This is a genomic window from Brevibacterium sp. BRM-1 (genome assembly GCF_026802075.1).
GTDB classification, from domain to species: domain Bacteria; phylum Actinomycetota; class Actinomycetes; order Actinomycetales; family Brevibacteriaceae; genus Brevibacterium; species Brevibacterium rongguiense.
The window spans coordinates 1108961-1124489 of the sequence record NZ_CP113788.1; the positions used below are offsets into that span (position 1 = coordinate 1108961).

At 70.1% G+C, this 15529-nt stretch carries 18 protein-coding genes and 2 pseudogenes; 8 read left to right on the forward strand and 12 right to left on the reverse strand.

Annotated elements, in window-relative coordinates; translation table 11 throughout:
* Positions 1 to 2: 2 nt before the first annotated feature.
* Positions 3 to 2522, reverse strand: coding sequence for a phenylalanine--tRNA ligase subunit beta (gene pheT / locus BRM1_RS04810; protein WP_160952896.1), 2520 nt, complete (start codon positions 2520 to 2522; stop codon positions 3 to 5).
* Positions 2522 to 3565, reverse strand: coding sequence for a phenylalanine--tRNA ligase subunit alpha (pheS, locus tag BRM1_RS04815; RefSeq protein ID WP_268528855.1), 1044 nt, complete (start codon positions 3563 to 3565; stop codon positions 2522 to 2524). Before pheS ends, pheT begins: the two co-directional genes overlap by 1 nt.
* A 185-nt stretch (positions 3566 to 3750) precedes the next feature.
* Here pheS and BRM1_RS04820 point away from each other — a divergent pair, with 185 nt between their 5' ends.
* Positions 3751 to 4413 (forward strand): pentapeptide repeat-containing protein, encoded by a 663-nt coding sequence (locus tag BRM1_RS04820; protein ID WP_268528857.1) that lies wholly within the window; start codon positions 3751 to 3753, stop codon positions 4411 to 4413.
* A 96-nt stretch (positions 4414 to 4509) separates the two neighbouring features.
* Here the strand turns inward: BRM1_RS04820 and BRM1_RS04825 are convergent, their stop codons facing one another.
* The 3 genes from BRM1_RS04825 to BRM1_RS04835 all read right to left on the reverse strand — a co-directional run bounded on the left by BRM1_RS04825 (position 4510) and on the right by BRM1_RS04835 (position 6345).
* A complete protein-coding gene (locus tag BRM1_RS04825; RefSeq protein WP_160952899.1) occupies positions 4510 to 5340 on the reverse strand; it encodes an LPXTG cell wall anchor domain-containing protein in 831 nt (276 codons plus the stop codon).
* The gene (locus BRM1_RS04830; RefSeq protein ID WP_268529707.1) at positions 5330 to 5980 is read right to left on the reverse strand and encodes a signal peptidase I; all 651 of its coding nucleotides are present in this window, start codon (positions 5978 to 5980) and stop codon (positions 5330 to 5332) included. Before BRM1_RS04830 ends, BRM1_RS04825 begins: the two co-directional genes overlap by 11 nt.
* Before the next feature lie 104 nt (positions 5981 to 6084).
* Positions 6085 to 6345 carry a hypothetical protein gene (locus BRM1_RS04835; protein ID WP_268528862.1) on the reverse strand — a complete coding sequence of 87 codons (261 nt, stop codon included), beginning with the start codon at positions 6343 to 6345 and terminating at the stop codon, positions 6085 to 6087.
* Positions 6346 to 6457: 112 nt separating this feature from the next.
* Between BRM1_RS04835 and BRM1_RS04840 the strand changes: the two genes are divergently transcribed.
* From BRM1_RS04840 to BRM1_RS04855, 4 genes and pseudogenes are all read left to right on the forward strand, one after another.
* Positions 6458 to 6766 (forward strand): transposase, encoded by a 309-nt coding sequence (locus BRM1_RS04840; RefSeq protein WP_202411138.1) that lies wholly within the window; start codon positions 6458 to 6460, stop codon positions 6764 to 6766.
* Positions 6763 to 7497 (forward strand): DDE-type integrase/transposase/recombinase, encoded by a 735-nt coding sequence (locus BRM1_RS04845; RefSeq protein ID WP_268524916.1) that lies wholly within the window; start codon positions 6763 to 6765, stop codon positions 7495 to 7497. Before BRM1_RS04840 ends, BRM1_RS04845 begins: the two co-directional genes overlap by 4 nt.
* Positions 7475 to 8824, forward strand: a complete 1350-nt coding sequence (locus BRM1_RS04850; RefSeq protein ID WP_442864352.1) for an IS30 family transposase — start codon at positions 7475 to 7477, stop codon at positions 8822 to 8824. Before BRM1_RS04845 ends, BRM1_RS04850 begins: the two co-directional genes overlap by 23 nt.
* A gap of 7 nt (positions 8825 to 8831) precedes the next feature.
* Positions 8832 to 9122 (forward strand): annotated as a pseudogene (locus BRM1_RS04855) (IS3 family transposase); the annotation flags it as partial.
* Here the strand turns inward: BRM1_RS04855 and BRM1_RS04860 are convergent.
* On the reverse strand, positions 9119 to 9874 hold the full coding sequence (locus BRM1_RS04860; protein WP_268528865.1) for a hypothetical protein: 756 nt from the start codon (positions 9872 to 9874) through the stop codon (positions 9119 to 9121). The pseudogene BRM1_RS04855 and the gene BRM1_RS04860 sit on opposite strands and share 4 nt — an antisense overlap.
* Before the next feature lie 17 nt (positions 9875 to 9891).
* Here BRM1_RS04860 and BRM1_RS04865 point away from each other — a divergent pair, with 17 nt between their 5' ends.
* Both BRM1_RS04865 and BRM1_RS04870 read left to right on the forward strand, forming a co-directional pair.
* The gene (locus tag BRM1_RS04865; protein ID WP_160954404.1) at positions 9892 to 10182 is read left to right on the forward strand and encodes a transposase; all 291 of its coding nucleotides are present in this window, start codon (positions 9892 to 9894) and stop codon (positions 10180 to 10182) included.
* Between the two features lie 2 nt (positions 10183 to 10184).
* A complete protein-coding gene (locus tag BRM1_RS04870) occupies positions 10185 to 10598 on the forward strand; it encodes an IS3 family transposase (protein WP_268528870.1) in 414 nt (137 codons plus the stop codon).
* Here the strand turns inward: BRM1_RS04870 and BRM1_RS04875 are convergent.
* From BRM1_RS04875 to BRM1_RS04890, 4 genes and pseudogenes are all read right to left on the reverse strand, one after another.
* Positions 10588 to 10887 (reverse strand): annotated as a pseudogene (locus BRM1_RS04875) (integrase core domain-containing protein); the annotation flags it as partial. The gene BRM1_RS04870 and the pseudogene BRM1_RS04875 overlap by 11 nt on opposite strands.
* Before the next feature lie 7 nt (positions 10888 to 10894).
* Entirely contained in the window at positions 10895 to 12244 is a 1350-nt protein-coding gene (locus tag BRM1_RS04880) for an IS30 family transposase (RefSeq protein WP_442864345.1), read from the reverse strand.
* On the reverse strand, positions 12184 to 13002 hold the full coding sequence (locus tag BRM1_RS04885; RefSeq protein ID WP_268528875.1) for an IS3 family transposase: 819 nt from the start codon (positions 13000 to 13002) through the stop codon (positions 12184 to 12186). Before BRM1_RS04885 ends, BRM1_RS04880 begins: the two co-directional genes overlap by 61 nt.
* Complete coding sequence (locus tag BRM1_RS04890; protein WP_160954402.1) at positions 12999 to 13322, reverse strand: transposase; 324 nt, start codon at positions 13320 to 13322, stop codon at positions 12999 to 13001. Before BRM1_RS04890 ends, BRM1_RS04885 begins: the two co-directional genes overlap by 4 nt.
* 53 nt (positions 13323 to 13375) lie before the next feature.
* Between BRM1_RS04890 and BRM1_RS04895 the strand changes: the two genes are divergently transcribed.
* Positions 13376 to 13963, forward strand: a complete 588-nt coding sequence (locus BRM1_RS04895; RefSeq protein WP_268529711.1) for an IS3 family transposase — start codon at positions 13376 to 13378, stop codon at positions 13961 to 13963.
* Positions 13964 to 14125: 162 nt separating this feature from the next.
* Here BRM1_RS04895 and BRM1_RS04900 read toward each other — a convergent pair whose 3' ends face one another.
* Together BRM1_RS04900 and BRM1_RS04905 are read right to left on the reverse strand one after the other, a co-directional pair.
* Complete coding sequence (locus BRM1_RS04900; protein WP_268528877.1) at positions 14126 to 14743, reverse strand: hypothetical protein; 618 nt, start codon at positions 14741 to 14743, stop codon at positions 14126 to 14128.
* A gap of 33 nt (positions 14744 to 14776) precedes the next feature.
* Positions 14777 to 15358, reverse strand: coding sequence for an alternate-type signal peptide domain-containing protein (locus BRM1_RS04905; protein WP_160952902.1), 582 nt, complete (start codon positions 15356 to 15358; stop codon positions 14777 to 14779).
* Positions 15359 to 15529 lie beyond the last annotated feature (171 nt).

Below are 15529 nucleotides of genomic sequence, written 5' to 3' on the forward strand. Positions count from 1 at the left end.
GCTCAGCTCCTCACCGTCGCGCCGAAGCGCTCGGCCGCGACGGCGGTGGCCGCCTCGCGCAGCGCCGAGGCCTCAGCGGCGGTGAGCGTGCGGTCGGCGGCGCGGAACGTCAGGCGGAACGCCAGCGACTTCTGTCCCTCGCCCACCTGGTCGCCCGTGTAGACGTCGAAGAGCTCGATGTCCTCGAGCTCGGCGCCGGCGCCGGCGCGCAGGGCCCGCGCCACCTCGGCGGCGGGGGCATCGGAGGCGACGAGCAGCGCCACGTCCTGGCGCGAGACCGGGTAGGCCGACAGCGCCCCGTCCCAGTCGCGCTCGGGCGCCTGCGCCAGCAGGACGTCGAGGTCGAACTCGAACGCCACCGTGCGGGCGGGCAGGCCGAGGTTCTCGAGGACCTTGGGGTGCAGCTCGCCGGCGTAGCCTGCGGTGGAGCCGTCGGCGAGCGCGAACCGCGCACACCGGCCGGGGTGGAACGGCGCGTGCGCGGCCGCCTCGACCTCGGCGCGCAGGCCCAGTGCGGCGATTGCCCGGCGCACGACGTCGATGGCGTCGGCCGCCTCGGCGCGCCGGCCGCTCCCCCAGCTGCCCGGGAGGTCCCAGTGGCCGGTGATCGCGCCCGCGTAATGGTAGGGCTGGGCGGGCACCGAGGCGAAGATCCGGGAGAGCTCGTCCTCCGTGGGGTGGTAGCCCGGCTCGAAGGTCAGGCCCTCGGGCAGGGCGCCGCCCGGCAGCGTGACGAGACCCGCCTCGAAGACCGCGACGTCCTTGAACCCGCGACCGGTGTTGCGCGCCACAGCGTCGACGAGCGTGGGCAGCAGCGAGGTGCGCAGCAGGGGCTGGTCCTCCGCGAGCGGGTTGGCCAGGCGCAGGCTCGCCCGCCGGGGGTCGTCGGCCGGGATGAGCAGCGCGTCGCTGCGCGCCTCGGAGGTGAAGGGGTAGGTCAGCACCTCGGTGAGGCCCAGGGCCGCCAGCAGCTGCGAGACAGTGCGCCGGGCGCGCTGGGCACGGCTGAGCCCGGCACCGCCGGGCGCCTGCGGCTGCCGGGACGGGATCTGCTCGTAGCCGCAGACCCGGGCCACCTCCTCGATGAGGTCCTCGGCTGCCGTGAGGTCGGGCCGCCAGGTGGGGACGGTGACGGCGAGCACGGCGTCGGGGGCCGCCGCCTCGGCCTTGTCCGCGATCCGGCAGCCGACGGCCTCGAGGGCCGCCACGACCTGGTCAGGGGTGTAGGCGACGCCCACCCGGCGCGCCGGGGCGGCCACGGGCAGCTCGATCGTGCGCGGCGCGGGCGCCTCGCCGACGACGGTGGCCGGGCCGATCGTACCGCCGCCGAGGTCGGCGATGAGCTGCGCGCAGCGGCGAGCTGCCGCGGGGCCCAGTGCGGGGTCGACGCCGCGCTCGAACCGGCGCGCGGCCTCACTGGGCAGGCGATGGCGGCGGCTCGTGCGGGCCACGGTGATGGGATCGAAGTGCGCGGCCTCGACGATGACGGTGTCGGTGTCCGCCTCGACCTCCGTGTCGGCGCCGCCCATGACGCCGGCGAGGCCGATGATCCGCTCGCCGCCGGCGTCCGCGATGAGGAGGTCCTCGGGGTCGAGGGAGCGCTCGGCGCCGTCCAGGGTGGTGAGCTTCTCCCCGGGCCGGGCACGGCGCACGACGATGGGCTCGCGCAGCTTCGCCGCATCGTAGGCGTGCAGCGGCTGGCCGAGCTCGAGCATGACGTAGTTCGTGACGTCGACGCACAGGGATATCGGCCGCATGCCGGCGTCGAGGAGGCGCTTGGCCATCCAGAACGGGGTGCGGGCGGTGGGATCGACGCCGCTGACCCGCAGCGCGGTGAAGCGATCGCAGCCGGCGGTGCCGTGGATGGGGGCCGTGTCTGCGAGCTCGACGGGGAAGCCGTCGGGGGCGGGGGCCAGTGCCTCGCCGTCGGCGGGGTCCGCGAAGGACTGGCCGGTGAGCATCGCGTACTCCCGCCCGATCCCGCGCATGGACAGCTGGTAGCCGCGGTCGGGGGTGACGTTGACGTCCAGGGTGGTGGAGTCGAGTCCGAGCAGCGCCTTCGCATCGTCTCCGGGCGAGGCGTCCAGGCCCCAGTCGGCCAGCACGATGATGCCGTCGTGGTCCTCGCCCAGGCCGAGTTCGCGCGCGCTGCAGATCATGCCGTCGGAGACGTGGCCGTAGGTCTTGCGGGCCGCGATCGCGAACCCTCCGGGCAGCACCGAACCGGGCAGGGCGGCGGCGACGAGATCGCCGACGGCGAAGTTGTGGGCGCCGCACACGATACCGCGGGGCGAGTCCTCTCCCACGTCCAGCTGGCACCAGTTGACGGTCTTGCCGTTCGAGTGCTCCTCCGGCTCCATGGCGAGCACGCGCGCGACGACGAGCGGACCGGTCACGGCGGGGCCGAAGAAGTCCTCCTCCTCCAGGCCGATGCCGGCGAGGTCCGCGGCGAGGCGGTGCCAGTCGCCGGCGTACGGGGACAGGTCGACGTACTGGCCGAGCCATTCCAGCGGGACGCGCATCAGGACATCACTCCAAACGTGGCGGAGAAGCGGACATCGCCTTCGACCATGTCGTGCATGTCGTTGATGCCCTCCTTGAGCATGAGGGTGCGCTCGATGCCCATGCCGAACGCGAAGCCCTGGTATTCGGCGGGGTCGACCCCGGCGGCGCGCAGCACATTGGGGTGCACCATGCCGCAGCCGCCCCATTCGATCCAGCCGGGGCCGCCGACCTTCTGCGGGAACCAGAAGTCCATCTCCGCGCTGGGCTCGGTGAACGGGAAGAAGCTGGGCCGCAGGCGGGTGCGCGACTCGGGGCCGAACATGGCCCGGGCGAACGCGTCGAGCGTGCCCTTGAGGTCGGCCATCGTCAGGCCCCGGTCGATCGCGATGCCCTCCACCTGGTGGAAGACGGGCGTGTGGGTGGCGTCGAGCTCATCGGTGCGGAAGGTCTTGCCCGGGCACACGACGTAGAGCGGCACGCCGCGCGTGAGCAGGCTGCGCGACTGGACCGGGGAGGTGTGGGTGCGCAGCACGAGGCCGGAGGCGGGCGGGTCGACGAAGAAGGTGTCCTGCATCTGGCGCGCGGGATGGTCCGGGCCGAAGTTGAGGGAGTCGAAGTTCAGCCACTCGTTCTCGACCTCGGGGCCCTCGGCGACCTCCCAGCCGTGGCCGACGAAGTGGTCGGCGATCTGCTCCTGGAGCAGCTGGAGCGGGTGGCGGTGCCCGGCGGGCCGGCGGCCGCTCGGCAGGGTGACGTCGATGGCCTCGGCGACGAGCACCTCGGCCTCGCGCTGCGCCTCGAGCTCACCCTGGCGGGCCGCGTGGGCCTGGCTCACGCGCCCGCGCGACTGGCCGACGAGCTTGCCCGCGCGCGCCTTGTCCGCCTTGTCGAGACCGCCGATCGCCCGGTTGGCCAGCGCCAGCGGCGAGCGGTCGCCCGTGTGGTCGATCTTCGCGGCCTTGAGCTCGTCGAGGGTGCGCGCCGCGGCGAAGGCCGCCAGCGCCGCGTCGACGGCTGCGCCGACTCCCGCCTCGTCGAGCGGGCTGAGGGGCTCTGACATGCGCGGTGTTCCTCCTGGCTGCAGCGCGGGCGCTGCGGTGGCGGTGCTGGACTCGGGCGGGCGCCGGCTGCACGGCGCGGGCCGCGCACCAGTCTAGCGAGTGCGCCCCGGTGGGCGCGGCGCCGTCCGCGTCGGCCACGGTGCCCCGCCGGATGCGCGGCGGGCGGGCCGGGCACAATGGGCGCATGTCCGCTCCCGCCGTGCCTCGGCCACCGCTTGTCAGCCTGCCTGCCCTCAGCCCCGGCCTGCCCGGCGACCTCGGGCCCGAGGACCGGGTGGACGGCCTCGAGTTCGCCGACCCCGAGCTGGGCCCGGGCAGCGCCCGGGCCGCCAGCGTGCTCGACTGCCGGTTCGCCTCGTGCGAGTTCGCCGGCCTCGATCTCGAGCTCGCCGCGCTCACGGGCTGCGCCTTCGACCGCTGCGCCGCGGCCGGCCTGGCGCTCGTGCCCTCCCGGTTGTCCAATGTGCGCTTCGACGGGTGCCGGGTGGGCAGCCTCGAGGCCTACGGCGCCGCGTTCGAGCGCGTCGAGTTCGCCGCGTGCCGGCTGGGGTATGTGAACCTGCGCGGGGCCGTGTTGCGCGATGTGCGCTTCGAGCAGTGCCGGATCGGCGAGCTCGATCTGGGCCAGGCCACGGCCGCGCGCGCGGCGTGCCCGCAGTCCGAGCTCGAGGCGCTCGAGGTGGTGGGGGCAGCGCTGGCCGACGTCGACCTGCGCGGCGCGAGCATCGGGCGCATCACGGGGCTGCGCGGGCTGGCCGGCGCCACGCTCGACGAGCAGCAGGTCGCCCTGCTCGCACCGGCCCTGGCCGCGGAGTTCGGCATCCGGATCGGCGATCCCGTGCCCTGAGCGGCCGAGCGGCTGCACCACGGGTGCGGCGGTGTGCGAGTCGGCCGCGGGGGGGGCGCCTGCGCGGCGAGCTGGGACTCAGCGGCGAGCTTTGAGTCAGCGCCGCAGGCGCCTGCGGCCCAGGACGACGAGCAGCAGGCCGACGCCCACGCACGCCGCCGCGGCGAGCAGGGTCGACAGCGCCTGCGCGCCCGTGCGCGGCAGCGGGGAGCCGGGGCCGGGGTCCGGGCCGACCTCGGCCGGGCGATTCGGGCCGGCGGTGGCGGTGGGGTGCCCTGGTTCGGCTGCGGTGGCGCTCGGCCCGCTGGACGGTCGGCGGTCGGGCGTGTCCGAGGACGGCTGGGGCGGGCGCGAGTGCGATGACGTCGGTGCGGGGCTGCTCGGGCTGGGAGCAGGTTGGTCAGACCCCGACAGCAGCAGCGAGAGCGCCACGCGGATGTCTGCGTCTTCGCTGCGGTTGCCGGACCCCAGCGGCAGTGCGGCCGTGACGCTGGCGCGGGCGACATGTCCGGGTGCCAGTGTGCCGAGGTCGATCGTCAGCGGCTCGTGGCGCAGCGCAGCCGCGGTGCTGTGGCGGCTGCCGGCCCGAAACACCAGGTCGTCGTCGAAGCCACGCGGATTGCGGCCGCCGTTCCAGGCCATCCTGAGCGCCGCCCGGAGGGGCTGGTCGCTGACATTCTTCACCCACAGGGTCTCCGTCTCCTCAGCGCCGGGGGCCATTCGCGGCTTCCGGGAGAAGAGCGGGTGCGGCAGGTTCGCCGCGAAGTGCGTGCCGTCCACCGAGACGCGGGCACGAGGGGCCGCACCGGCACCGGAAGCCGCCATCGCCACTCCCCCCGTGCCGACGCCCGCTGCCCCGCCGACGAGCAGGCAGGCGAGCGCCGCGCTGCTCGCGGCGCGCTGGACGCGGCGCCCCCTAGCTCTCACGACCGCCTCCCTGCCGGGCGGGCCGGTTGGCGGCAGGGGTGTGCGCGGACCGGCCGAGGGCATCGCTCGGGGCTGATTCCCTGGGCTCTGCGCTCGGCGCGCCTGAGCCCGGCCGCCCCCGCGGCGCGCGGGCAGAACGGCGCTCGACCATCAGGCGGATGACCTGCCACGCGGCATAGAGGAGGGCAAGCACGTCCAGCGCGATGATGCCGCCCAGCTTCGCCTTGCCGCCGATCGCCAGCGCGAGGCCCCCGACGAACGGCAGGTGGTAGACGAGCGTGCCGCGCACCTGCTTGCGCGCCACCGGCTCCGGGTCCGCGGCGTTGTTCGCATCGCCCTGCGTGACGTAGGAGGGGGTCCCGCTGCCGTCCTGCGAGACGCCCACGACGCGGTGGGTGACGAGCGTCGGGTCGTCGGGGTTCGGCATGAACGTGATGACCTGCCCGGCGGAGATCTGCGTGCTCTCGTCGATGGGCTTGACGTAGACCTGGGAGCCCGGCGGGATCGTGGGCTCCATGGAGCCGGTGAGCACGGTCAGCGGCACCCACCCGCACAGGCGGGGGACGATGACCATGGCCAGCAGCAGGGCGGCCAGCAGAGCCGCGAGCCCCCACAGGACCGCCCTGCCGGTGCGCGCCATCACCACGTGGGCCCCGGCATGTTCGGCTGGCCGGTGACCGCGTCCGGCACGGTTGCGGTGCCCGCGCACAGGTTGCCGTTGTTCACGCCGTTCCAGCTCAGCGTTCATGTCTTCGACGCGGCGAATCGAACCGGCGAACCACCGTTCGTACCGGCGAGCACGCCGACGACGAGGAAGGCCCGCTTCACCGGGCTGGCGGTGGTCCCACCGCTCATCTGTGCGCGGTCCACCCCGATCGAGCGTGCACCGGTGGGGATATTCGTGCCGTTGAGTTTGCCCTCGTAGCTGTAGAGGTTCGACGTCAGTTTGCTGAAGCTCTGACCGTTGGCGCTCGTCCACAGTTCCCAGTGGTCGACAGCGCTCACGGTGCTCGCAGAAACTGAACTCTCCCACTCCCCCAACCAGTTGGGACTGATGCACGATCAGGTGTCACATGATCTGTGGCGCCGTGCGGCGTTGCAGGGAAGGATGTGCGCCATGCCCGCTCCCTATCCCCAAGAGTTCCGTGAGGACGTCGTCCGCGTCGCGAGGAACCGTGAACCCGGCCAGAAGCTCTCCGTGATCGCGAAGGACTTCGGGATCTCCGAGTCCTGCCTGACGAACTGGATGCGCCAAGCGGACGTCGAGGACGGCAACCGGCCTGGGAAGACCCGTGAGGATTCCACCGAGCTGCGCGAGCTCCGACGCCGGAACCGGCTGCTGGAGCAGGAGAACGAGGTGCTCCGCCGTGCTGCTGCATACCTGTCCCAGGCGAATCTGCCGGGAAAATCCTCTACCCGCTCGTGAGCGAGCTCGCCGCCGACGGGATCCCCGTTGCGGTGTCCTTGCGGGTCCTAAAGCTCTCTCGCCAGCCCTACTACCGCTGGCGCAAACAGCAGGTCACCGAGGCCGAGCTGGTCGAGGCCTATCGAGCCAACGCGCTATTGGACGCTCACCGCGACGACCCGGAGTTCGGGTACCGATTCCTCGCCGGCGAAGCCGCTGAGGCTGGTGAGGTCATGTGCGAGCGGACCGCGTGGCGGATCTGCCACGACAACCAGTGGTGGTCCGTTTTCGGGAAGAAGCGCGCCAAGAACGGGAAACGTCCGGGACCGCCTGTCCACGATGACCTCGTCCAGAGGGACTTCACTGCCGATGACGTCAACGAGCTCTGGCTGACCGACATCACCGAGCACTGGACTGATGAGGGCAAGCTCTACCTCTGCGCGATCAAGGACGCCTTCTCCGGCCGGATCGTCGGCTACTCCATGAGTGACCGGATGAAGGCCCGCTTGGCGGTGAACGCCCTGGCCAACGCGGCAACGCGGCGCGGCGACGTTGCTGGCTGCATTGTTCACTCAGACCGCGGGTCGCAGGGCGGATTCAACTGGTTGTCGCAACACCTCGATCGAGAGGTGTTCAACGATGGTGACGGCGGATTGGAGCAAGAAGACCAGCGAAGTGCCCGTGAGTGCGCGTCGGCAGTGGCGTGCGGATCGGGCGTTGCGTCCGCCGATGCGCTCGCCCGGGCGGCCTGAGCCTTCGCGGGAGGTGCAACGGCAGTTCTGGCGTCTGATCGCGACGGGTATCACCTCCGCCGAAGCGGCGCTGACGGTGGGCGTGTCTGTGCCGGTCGGGACCCGTTGGTTTCGTCACGCTGGCGGCATGCCGCCGATCAGCCTCGCCCCGCCCACAGGTCGTTATCTGTCCTTCGAGGAACGCGAGGAGATCGCGCTTCTCCGCGCCAAGCAGCTCGGCGTGCGTGAGATCGCCCGCAGGATCGGCCGCGACCCGGGAACGATCTCCCGCGAGCTGCGCCGCAATGCCGCTACGCGCAGCGGCAAGCAGGAATACCGGGCGCTGGTGGCGCAGTGGAAGGCGCAGCAGGCGGCGAAGCGGCCGAAGAAGGCGAAGTTGGTGACCAACGCTAGGCTGCGCGAGTACGTCCAGGACCGTCTCGCCGGCAACGTCCGCCGACCCGATGGCAGCGTGGTCGTCGGCCCTGAGCCGCTGGCATGGAAGGGGCGGAACAAGCCACATCGGCAGGACCGGCGGTGGGCGATCGCGTGGAGCCCGGAGCAGATCTCACACCGCCTCAAGGTCGACTTCCCGGATGATGAGTCCATGCGCATCAGCCACGAGGCGATCTACCAGTCGCTGTTCATCCAGGGCCGTGGCGCGCTCAAACGCGAACTCGTCACCTGCCTGCGAACCGGTCGCGCACTCCGGCAGCCACGAGCTCGAGCGCAGAACCGTCCGCAAGGGCATGTCACCGCCGATGTCGTGTTCTCCGAACGTCCTGCGGAGGCGGCGGACCGCGCCGTTCCTGGGCACTGGGAGGGGGATCTGATCATCGGAACGGGCCGATCGGCGATCGGCACTGTCGTCGAGCGCAAGAGCCGCTCGACTCTGCTGGTGCACCTGCCCCGCCTGGAGGGCTGGGGCGAGAACCCATATGTGAAGAACGGTCCTGCACTGGGAGGCTACGGCGCCGTCGCGATGAATGCTGCTCTCGTCGCGACCATGACCAAGCTTCCAGAACAGCTTCGCAAGACACTCACCTGGGATCGCGGCAAGGAGCTTTCTGCGCATGCCCAGTTCGCGCTTGAGACGGGCACGAAGGTGTTCTTCGCCGACCCCCACTCGCCCTGGCAGCGGCCGACGAACGAGAACACAAACGGGTTGCTGCGTCAGTACTTCCCGAAGGGCACGGACCTCTCGCGGTGGTCGGCCGAGGACCTCGAAGCCGTCGCTCTCGCGCTCAACAACCGGCCACGGAAAAGCCTGAACTGGCGCACTCCCGCGGAAGTCTTCGAGGAGCAGTTACGCTCGCTTCAACAACACGGTGTTGCAACGACCGATTGAGCCCAAGCAGTTTCGATCCCGGAAGTTCGTCCACGCCCTGAACCAGCATCACCTCATCGGATCCATGGGCCAAGTCGGTGCTGCCGGTGATAACGCGGCGATGGAATCCTTCTTCTCGCTACTCCAGAAGAACGTCCTGGACCGGCGCCGTTGGCGCACCCGTGAGGAACTCCGGATCGCGATCATTACCTGGATCGAACGGACCTACCACCGCCGCCGGCGTCAGGCCCGCCTGGGCCGATTGACCCCCATCGAATACGAGACCATCATGAACCCGACCGTCACCCTGGCGGCCTAAACCAAGCTGACACCTGATCGTGCATCAGTCCCGTTCCAGTAGAGCCGACTGCGCGAGCCATCTCGTACACACCCGGGCACGGCACTGGCGTCCGCCTTTGCCGCATTGGGCACCGGCTGCGGCAGCCCGATGCGGTAGTACGCGGGAACGGTGCCCGACTCGGCGCCGGTGGTGGTGGAGTACTGCTGCTCCGTCTTGTACGCGGTCTGCACCTTGATGCCGCCGCCGGCCAGCTGCTTGAGGATCTCCGCTCGCTGCGCGCCGTTGTCGGAGCCCAGGGCCAGCGCGAAGTCGACGCAGACGTGCCGGGTCTCCCCCGGTGCCAGGGTGACGGCCGTGCCGGCCGGAGCGGTGTACTTCCCGCCCGAGGCGGCTGCGCTGTCCGCGCCCTTGATCGGCCAGAGCTCGGTGCGGGTCCAGTCGGTGCAGTCCTTGCCCTGCGCCGCGAGGTTGTACGTGATCTTCGCGCGGAAGACCGGATCGAGCGTTTTGTCCGGATAGGCGTAGCGGGAGGAGACCGTCGAGGACTGGATGAGCACGCGGCGGCTGAGCGTCCGCGAGTCGTTGACGAGCGCGAAGTCCGTGTCGTTCCACACGCGGCCGGCGGGATCGTTGTTCGCTCTCTGGGTCGAGGCATCCGCCGCGGAGATCGTGAAACCGTCTGAGGTGCCCGAGGCGCCGTCGCCGCCGGGCCGGGCGAACCACTTCGCTGCGGTGCTGCCCTGTGAGGTTCCCCCGGACCGTAGAGGCATCGACAATGAGGATCGAGATGCCAGAGAAGCGGAAGAAGTACGACCGGGAGTTCCGTGAGGGAGCTGTCCGGATCGTCGAAGAGACCGGGAAGCCGATCGCGCAGATCGCGCGCGACCTTGGCGTGAACGAGGGCACCCTGGGCAACTGGGTGAACCGTGCGCGGGCGGAGCGGGACGACTCATCGAGCCTGTCCAAGAACGACTCCGACGAACTCAAGCGCCTGCGGGCCGAGAACGCCGAGCTCCGCATGGAGCGTGATGTCCTCAAGCGATCCGTGGTCCTGTGGGTCAAGGAGGCGACGAAGTGAGCGTGGCACGCTTCATCGCCGACCAGAGGACCAACTACCGGGTGCCACACACCGTGACCTGCCTGCTGCTCGGCGTCAGCCTGGCGTGGTTCTACAAATGGCGCGACCGAGCACTGGGCCCGGCCGCGTCCAGCGGCCTGTTCACCGCGATGGACCGACGCCGCGACACCATCGACCGGGCCGTGAAGGTGATGTTCGCCAAGAAGCGTGGTCTACACGGTTCGCCTCGGCTGCACGCCGACCTGCGCGACGACGGGTGGGAGGTCAGCGAGAAGACGGTCGCGGACTCCATGCGCCGCCAGGGGCTGGTCGCGCGCCGGATCAAGCGCCGGAACGGGCTCACACGGCAGGACAAGACAGCTTCGAAGTTCCCCGACCTGAAGCGCCCTGGGTTTCGTTCCGCGCTTATGTGGTGACGAGGGCTCTCGCCTGGGATTGATCGTAGGCCGCTTCGACCTCGGCGGGCGTGCGGTAGTCGAGAGCTTCGTGCAGGCGTTGACGGTTCCACCAGCTGACCCACTCCAGCGTCGCCAATTCGACCGCCGATGTCGACGGCCACGTCGTGCGTGAGTAGATCAGCTCGGCCTTGTACAAGCCGTTGACCGTCTCAGCCAAGGCGTTGTCATACGAATCGCCTACTGTCCCAACCGAAGGCGCGACGCCGTGCTCGGCCAACGTGTCGGTGTACGCCAGCGAAACGTACTGCCTGGGTTCAACCGGTCGTTGCAACACCGGGTTGTTGGAGCGAGTGTAACTGCTCCTGGAATACTTCGGCGGGGGTCTTCCAGTCGAGGCTCTTGCGGGGTCGGTTGTTCAGTGCGAGGGCGACTGCTTCGAGGTCTTCAGCGGACCATCGTGAAAGGTCGGTGCCCTTCGGGAAGTATTGCCGCAGCAACCCGTTGGTGTTCTCGTTCGTCGGCCTCTGCCAGGGCGAGTGGGGGTCGGCGAAGAACACCTTCGTGCCCGTCTCGAGCGCGAACTGGGCGTGCGCGGAGAGTTCTTTGCCGCGGTCCCAGGTGAGCGTCTTGCGGAGCTGTTCGGGGAGCTTCATCATCGACGCGATGAGCGCGGCGTTCATCGCGACTGCGCCGTAGCCGCCCAACGCGGGCCCGTTCTTGATCGGCGGCGCCTCGCCCCACCCGTCCAGCCTCGGCAGGTGCACCAGCAGGGTCGACCGGCTCTTGCGTTCGACGAGAGTGCCGATCGCGGACCGGCCCGTGCCGATGATCAAGTCGCCCTCCCAATGCCCGGGCACGGCGCGGTCCGCGGCTGCTGCGGGCCGTTCGGAGAACACGACATCGGCGGTGACGTGACCTTGCGGGCGGTTCTGTGCTCGAGCCCGCGGCTGCCGGAGGGCGCGGCCGGTGCGCAGGCACGTGACGAGCTCGCGTTTGAGCGCACCACGGCCCTCAATGAACAGCGACTGGTAGATCGCCTCGTGGCTGATGCGCATGGATTCATCATCCGGGAAGTCGACCTTCAGCCGGTGCGAGATCTGCTCCGGGCTCCACGCGGTCGCCCACCGCCGGTCCTGCCGGTGAGGTTTGTTCAGCCCCTTCCATGCCGGCGGTTCCGGCCCCACGACGATGCTGCCGTCAGGCCGACGGACGTTTCCGGCGAGGCGCTCCTGAACGTACTCACGCAACCGGTCGTTGGTCGCGAGCTTCGCCGTCTTCGGGCGCTTCGCTGTCTGCTGAGCCTTCCATTGCGCTACCAACGCCCGGTACTCCTGCTTCCCGCTGCGCGTGGCCGCGTTGCGGCGCAGTTCGCGGGAGATCGTTCCCGGGTCGCGGCCGATCCTGCGCGCGATCTCACGCACGCCGACCTGCTTGGCGCGCAGGAGCGCGATCTCCTCACGCTCCTCGAAGGACAGGTAACGGCCGCTGGGCTCGGCAAGTGAGATCGGTGGCATGCCGCCAGCGTGGCGAAACCAACGGGACCCGACCGGCACAGACACGCCCACCTTCAGAGCCGCTTCGGCTGAGGTGATGCCCGTCGCGATCAGACGCCAGAACTGCCGCTGCACCGCCCGCGAGGGCTCAGGCCGCCCGGGCGAACGCATCGGCGGACGCAACGCCCGATCCGCACGCCATTGCCGACGCGCACCCTCGGGCACATCGCTCGTCTTCGCGGCCCAGTCCCTCGTCGCCACAGCTGAACACCTCCACGGTCAAGGTGTTGCGACGACCAGTTGAATTCACCCTGGACTCCGCGGTCGCTGTGATGCACGAGCCGTCCGCTCTGACGCGCCGCCGGGGTCGTGGTGATCGCCTGCTGCAACGCGATCATCGGCAACGCCTGCGTCGTCAGCGACGACGCGACCGACCAACCGACGATCTTCCTTGTGCACGCATCGGTGATGAACGCCGTGTACGCGAACCCACCGACGGTGCGCACGTACGTGATGTCCGCCACCCACAGCTCGTTCGGCGCCAACGCGTGGAAGTCACGCTCGACCAGGTCCGGGCGGTGATCGGGCAGCTTCGACGCGACGGTCGTGAACGGGCGACGCCCGCGCCGAACACCGTGCAGCCCAGCGACTCTCATGAGCCGGGCGGTCTGGTCGCGTCCGATCATCCAGCCCTGGCGGCGCATCGCGTGCCACATCTTGCGGTGGCCATACACGCCGTAATTCTGCTGGTGGACGCGCCGGATCTCGTCGATGAGGACCTCGTCACGGATCGCTCGCGCGCAGCGCGGGCGGGCTTTCGCTGCCCGGTAGCCGCGCGACGTGATGAACCCACACTCCGTCGCGCCCAGCACGCGACAGATGGACTCGACCCCGAACTGACCCTTGTGTTCGTCGATGAACCGGATCATCTCGTCGTGGGGCGGTCGAGTTCCGCTGCGAAAAAAGCCGATGCTTTCTTCAAGATCTCGTTCGCGCGCCGTGTCTCTGCGAGTTCGCGGCGAAGGCGCCGGTTCTCTTCCTCGAGCGACTCACGCGGCGCTGCCGCGCCCGCCATGGCTAGTTGTTCGCCGGCACGGGGCATCCAGTTACGGATGGTCGCCGGCGCGATACCGAGCGAGGCTCCGACGGCGTCCATCGCGACGCGCTGTGAGCATGCTTCGGCGGCGCGCTTGTCGAGCACCATCCTGACGGCGTGCTCACGCAACTGCTGGTCGTACTTCTTGGGCATGATCCGATTCTCCTTCAGATGAGTCGGAACCAAACCCAGGGCGCTTCAACCTGCTGCGCCGGGACTTCACCGCAGACCGTGCAAACGCCCGCTGGGTGGGCGACATGACCGAGATCCCCACCGTCGACGAGCACGGCCGGCCGGGCCCGAAGCTGTACCTGGCGAGCGTGATCGACCTCTACTCACGCCGACTCCTCGGAGCAGCGACAGGTCTGCATCCCGACGCCGAGCTGGCCTGTTCGGCGATCAAGATGGCCGTCGCTGCCCGTGGCGGTGTCGATGCCGTCAACGGCCCCGGCTGGCGCGAGGACGACAGCCAGCGGGTCATCTTCCACACCGACCGCGGCTCGACCTACACGGCGAACTCGCACACCTTGCTGTGCCGCACGATGGGCATCCGGCAGTCCATGGGCCGCGTCGGCTCGTGCTTCGATAACGCCGCCGCCGAGGCATTCTTCTCCAGCCTGGAGTGGGAGGTCCTCTCACGCCACCAGTTCACCGACACTCGCCAAGCCCAGGCCGTCGTACTGGACTGGTGCTACGGGTTCTACAACCACGACCGTCGGCACAGCTCAGCAAACATGATGAGCCCCGTCGACTACGAGACCAGCAACGCGGCTACGCTGCCCGAGGCCGCATAGGAAGTCCTCCACGATTCGGGGGGAACCACACCTGGGAGCCCAGCACCGCAGCGCACAGGAGCAGCAGGATCGCGACGGCGGTGGCGGGGACCACCCAGCTGCGTCTGCTCATGGTGTGCCTTCCTGCTGGGACTGCGGGGGTGCGGCGGGGGCGGGCGGGGCTCATCCGGCCTGGGTGACGCTGACGGACAGCGCGCCCAGGCTGTAGGCCTTCGATGCGTAGGCCGCCGGCCACTGCTTGGGGGTCGTCACGGTCGTGACGGCGCGCCAGGTCGCCTGCTGGGCGCTGGCCGGATCGCTGCCGCGCACGCGCACCGGCGGGGTGACCGCCGTTCCGGCGCGGGTGAGCGTCGAGGTGACAGTCGTCTCGGGGGGCAGCCCGGCCTTGGCGGGCTCGCCGTCCAGGGTGACGTCGGCGGCGAGGTTGTCGCCCGCCGCGCTCACCGTGAACTCGTTGGCGATGACGATCCGGTCACCGGGCACCAGCGCCACGTCGGCCAGCTGGGCGGGGGTGAACGACCGGCACTCCTGGTAGCCCGCGGCCGGGGTGCAGGCCGTGCCCGTGTCGAGCGCGGTCCGCTGACCGGCGGGGATCATGCTCTGGAGTTCGTAGCCCACCCGCGTGGACGTCGCGCTCAGGTGGCCGGTTCCGATGTCTGCCGAGCCGACCGGGCTCGCGGCTGTCCAGCGGGCGAGCGTGGTGCCGGTCGGCCCGAGGAGCAGCAGCGCGCAGCCGGCCGCGCAGGCGGCGGCCCACGGCCGGATGCGGCGCAGTCGCATGGGAGTCCTCAGGCTGTGGAACGGCGGTCAGGGTCAGGCCGGGTTGTTGTCCTGGATGAGCTCGACCTTCGTCTCCTTGAGGTTGACGCTGCCGTCCTCGCCCTGGGATTTCCACCAGTTGGACTTGTCGTCCGCCGGCTTCGCGCCATCGGTGGTGAGCGGGAATTCGATGACGGCGGAGACGTTCACCGCGGTCGAATCGCCGGACTTGACCTGCTTCGCCGCGTCCTCGCCTCCCACCTTCGTCGTGACCTTGACGATCTTCGCCAGGTCGCCGGTGACCGTGTTGGCCGTGTTGACCTTGAGCGTGGCGGTGAGGTTGTCGCCCACGAGGTCCGGGGTGACCGTCGCGGTGTAGGTGACCTTGTCGCCGGGGACCATCTTGAACGCGGTGGGGTCGATGGTCTTGTCGCCGTGGTTGGAGTCGACCCACTTGGGGTTGGCGACCGTGAAGTTCAGGTGGCCGGACTGGAGGTTGCCCCCGCCGATCTCCTGCTCCTCGTACCACTTGGCGAACGTCGTGGCGCCGCCGGCCAGGAGGGCGATGCCCACGGCGGCCGCGGCGACGGCCTTGGCTGCGCGGCGGTTCTTCTTGGGCTGTGCGTGTGTGCTCATGCGTGACTCCGGCTTCGTGGCCGAACGGTGGGGATGTTCGGACTTCGGCCGCCCCGTGCGGGCTCTCAGCCCGCCCCCAGATTCTATCCAGCGGGGCGGTCACCAGCGGCGTTGCACACTGAGCGAACGATCACTCTTTTCCTGCGAACGCGGAACCGCCGCTCCAGCCCA

Excerpts from the sequence above, each read along its gene's own strand:
- pheT (WP_160952896.1), bottom strand. The coding sequence starts at position 2,522 with ATGCGCGTCCCGCTGGAATGGCTCGGCCAGTACGTCGACCTGTCCCCG.
- pheS (WP_268528855.1), bottom strand. The coding sequence starts at position 3,565 with ATGTCAGAGCCCCTCAGCCCGCTCGACGAGGCGGGAGTCGGCGCAGCC.
- BRM1_RS04820 (WP_268528857.1), top strand. The coding sequence starts at position 3,751 with ATGTCCGCTCCCGCCGTGCCTCGGCCACCGCTTGTCAGCCTGCCTGCC.
- BRM1_RS04830 (WP_268529707.1), bottom strand. The coding sequence starts at position 5,980 with ATGGCGCGCACCGGCAGGGCGGTCCTGTGGGGGCTCGCGGCTCTGCTG.
- BRM1_RS04840 (WP_202411138.1), top strand. The coding sequence starts at position 6,458 with ATGCCCGCTCCCTATCCCCAAGAGTTCCGTGAGGACGTCGTCCGCGTC.
- BRM1_RS04850 (WP_442864352.1), top strand. The coding sequence starts at position 7,475 with ATGCGCTCGCCCGGGCGGCCTGAGCCTTCGCGGGAGGTGCAACGGCAG.
- BRM1_RS04860 (WP_268528865.1), bottom strand. The coding sequence starts at position 9,874 with ATGCCTCTACGGTCCGGGGGAACCTCACAGGGCAGCACCGCAGCGAAG.
- BRM1_RS04865 (WP_160954404.1), top strand. The coding sequence starts at position 9,892 with ATGCCAGAGAAGCGGAAGAAGTACGACCGGGAGTTCCGTGAGGGAGCT.
- BRM1_RS04880 (WP_442864345.1), bottom strand. The coding sequence starts at position 12,244 with ATGCGTTCGCCCGGGCGGCCTGAGCCCTCGCGGGCGGTGCAGCGGCAG.
- BRM1_RS04885 (WP_268528875.1), bottom strand. The coding sequence starts at position 13,002 with ATGATCCGGTTCATCGACGAACACAAGGGTCAGTTCGGGGTCGAGTCC.
- BRM1_RS04890 (WP_160954402.1), bottom strand. The coding sequence starts at position 13,322 with ATGCCCAAGAAGTACGACCAGCAGTTGCGTGAGCACGCCGTCAGGATG.
- BRM1_RS04900 (WP_268528877.1), bottom strand. The coding sequence starts at position 14,743 with ATGCGACTGCGCCGCATCCGGCCGTGGGCCGCCGCCTGCGCGGCCGGC.
- BRM1_RS04905 (WP_160952902.1), bottom strand. The coding sequence starts at position 15,358 with ATGAGCACACACGCACAGCCCAAGAAGAACCGCCGCGCAGCCAAGGCC.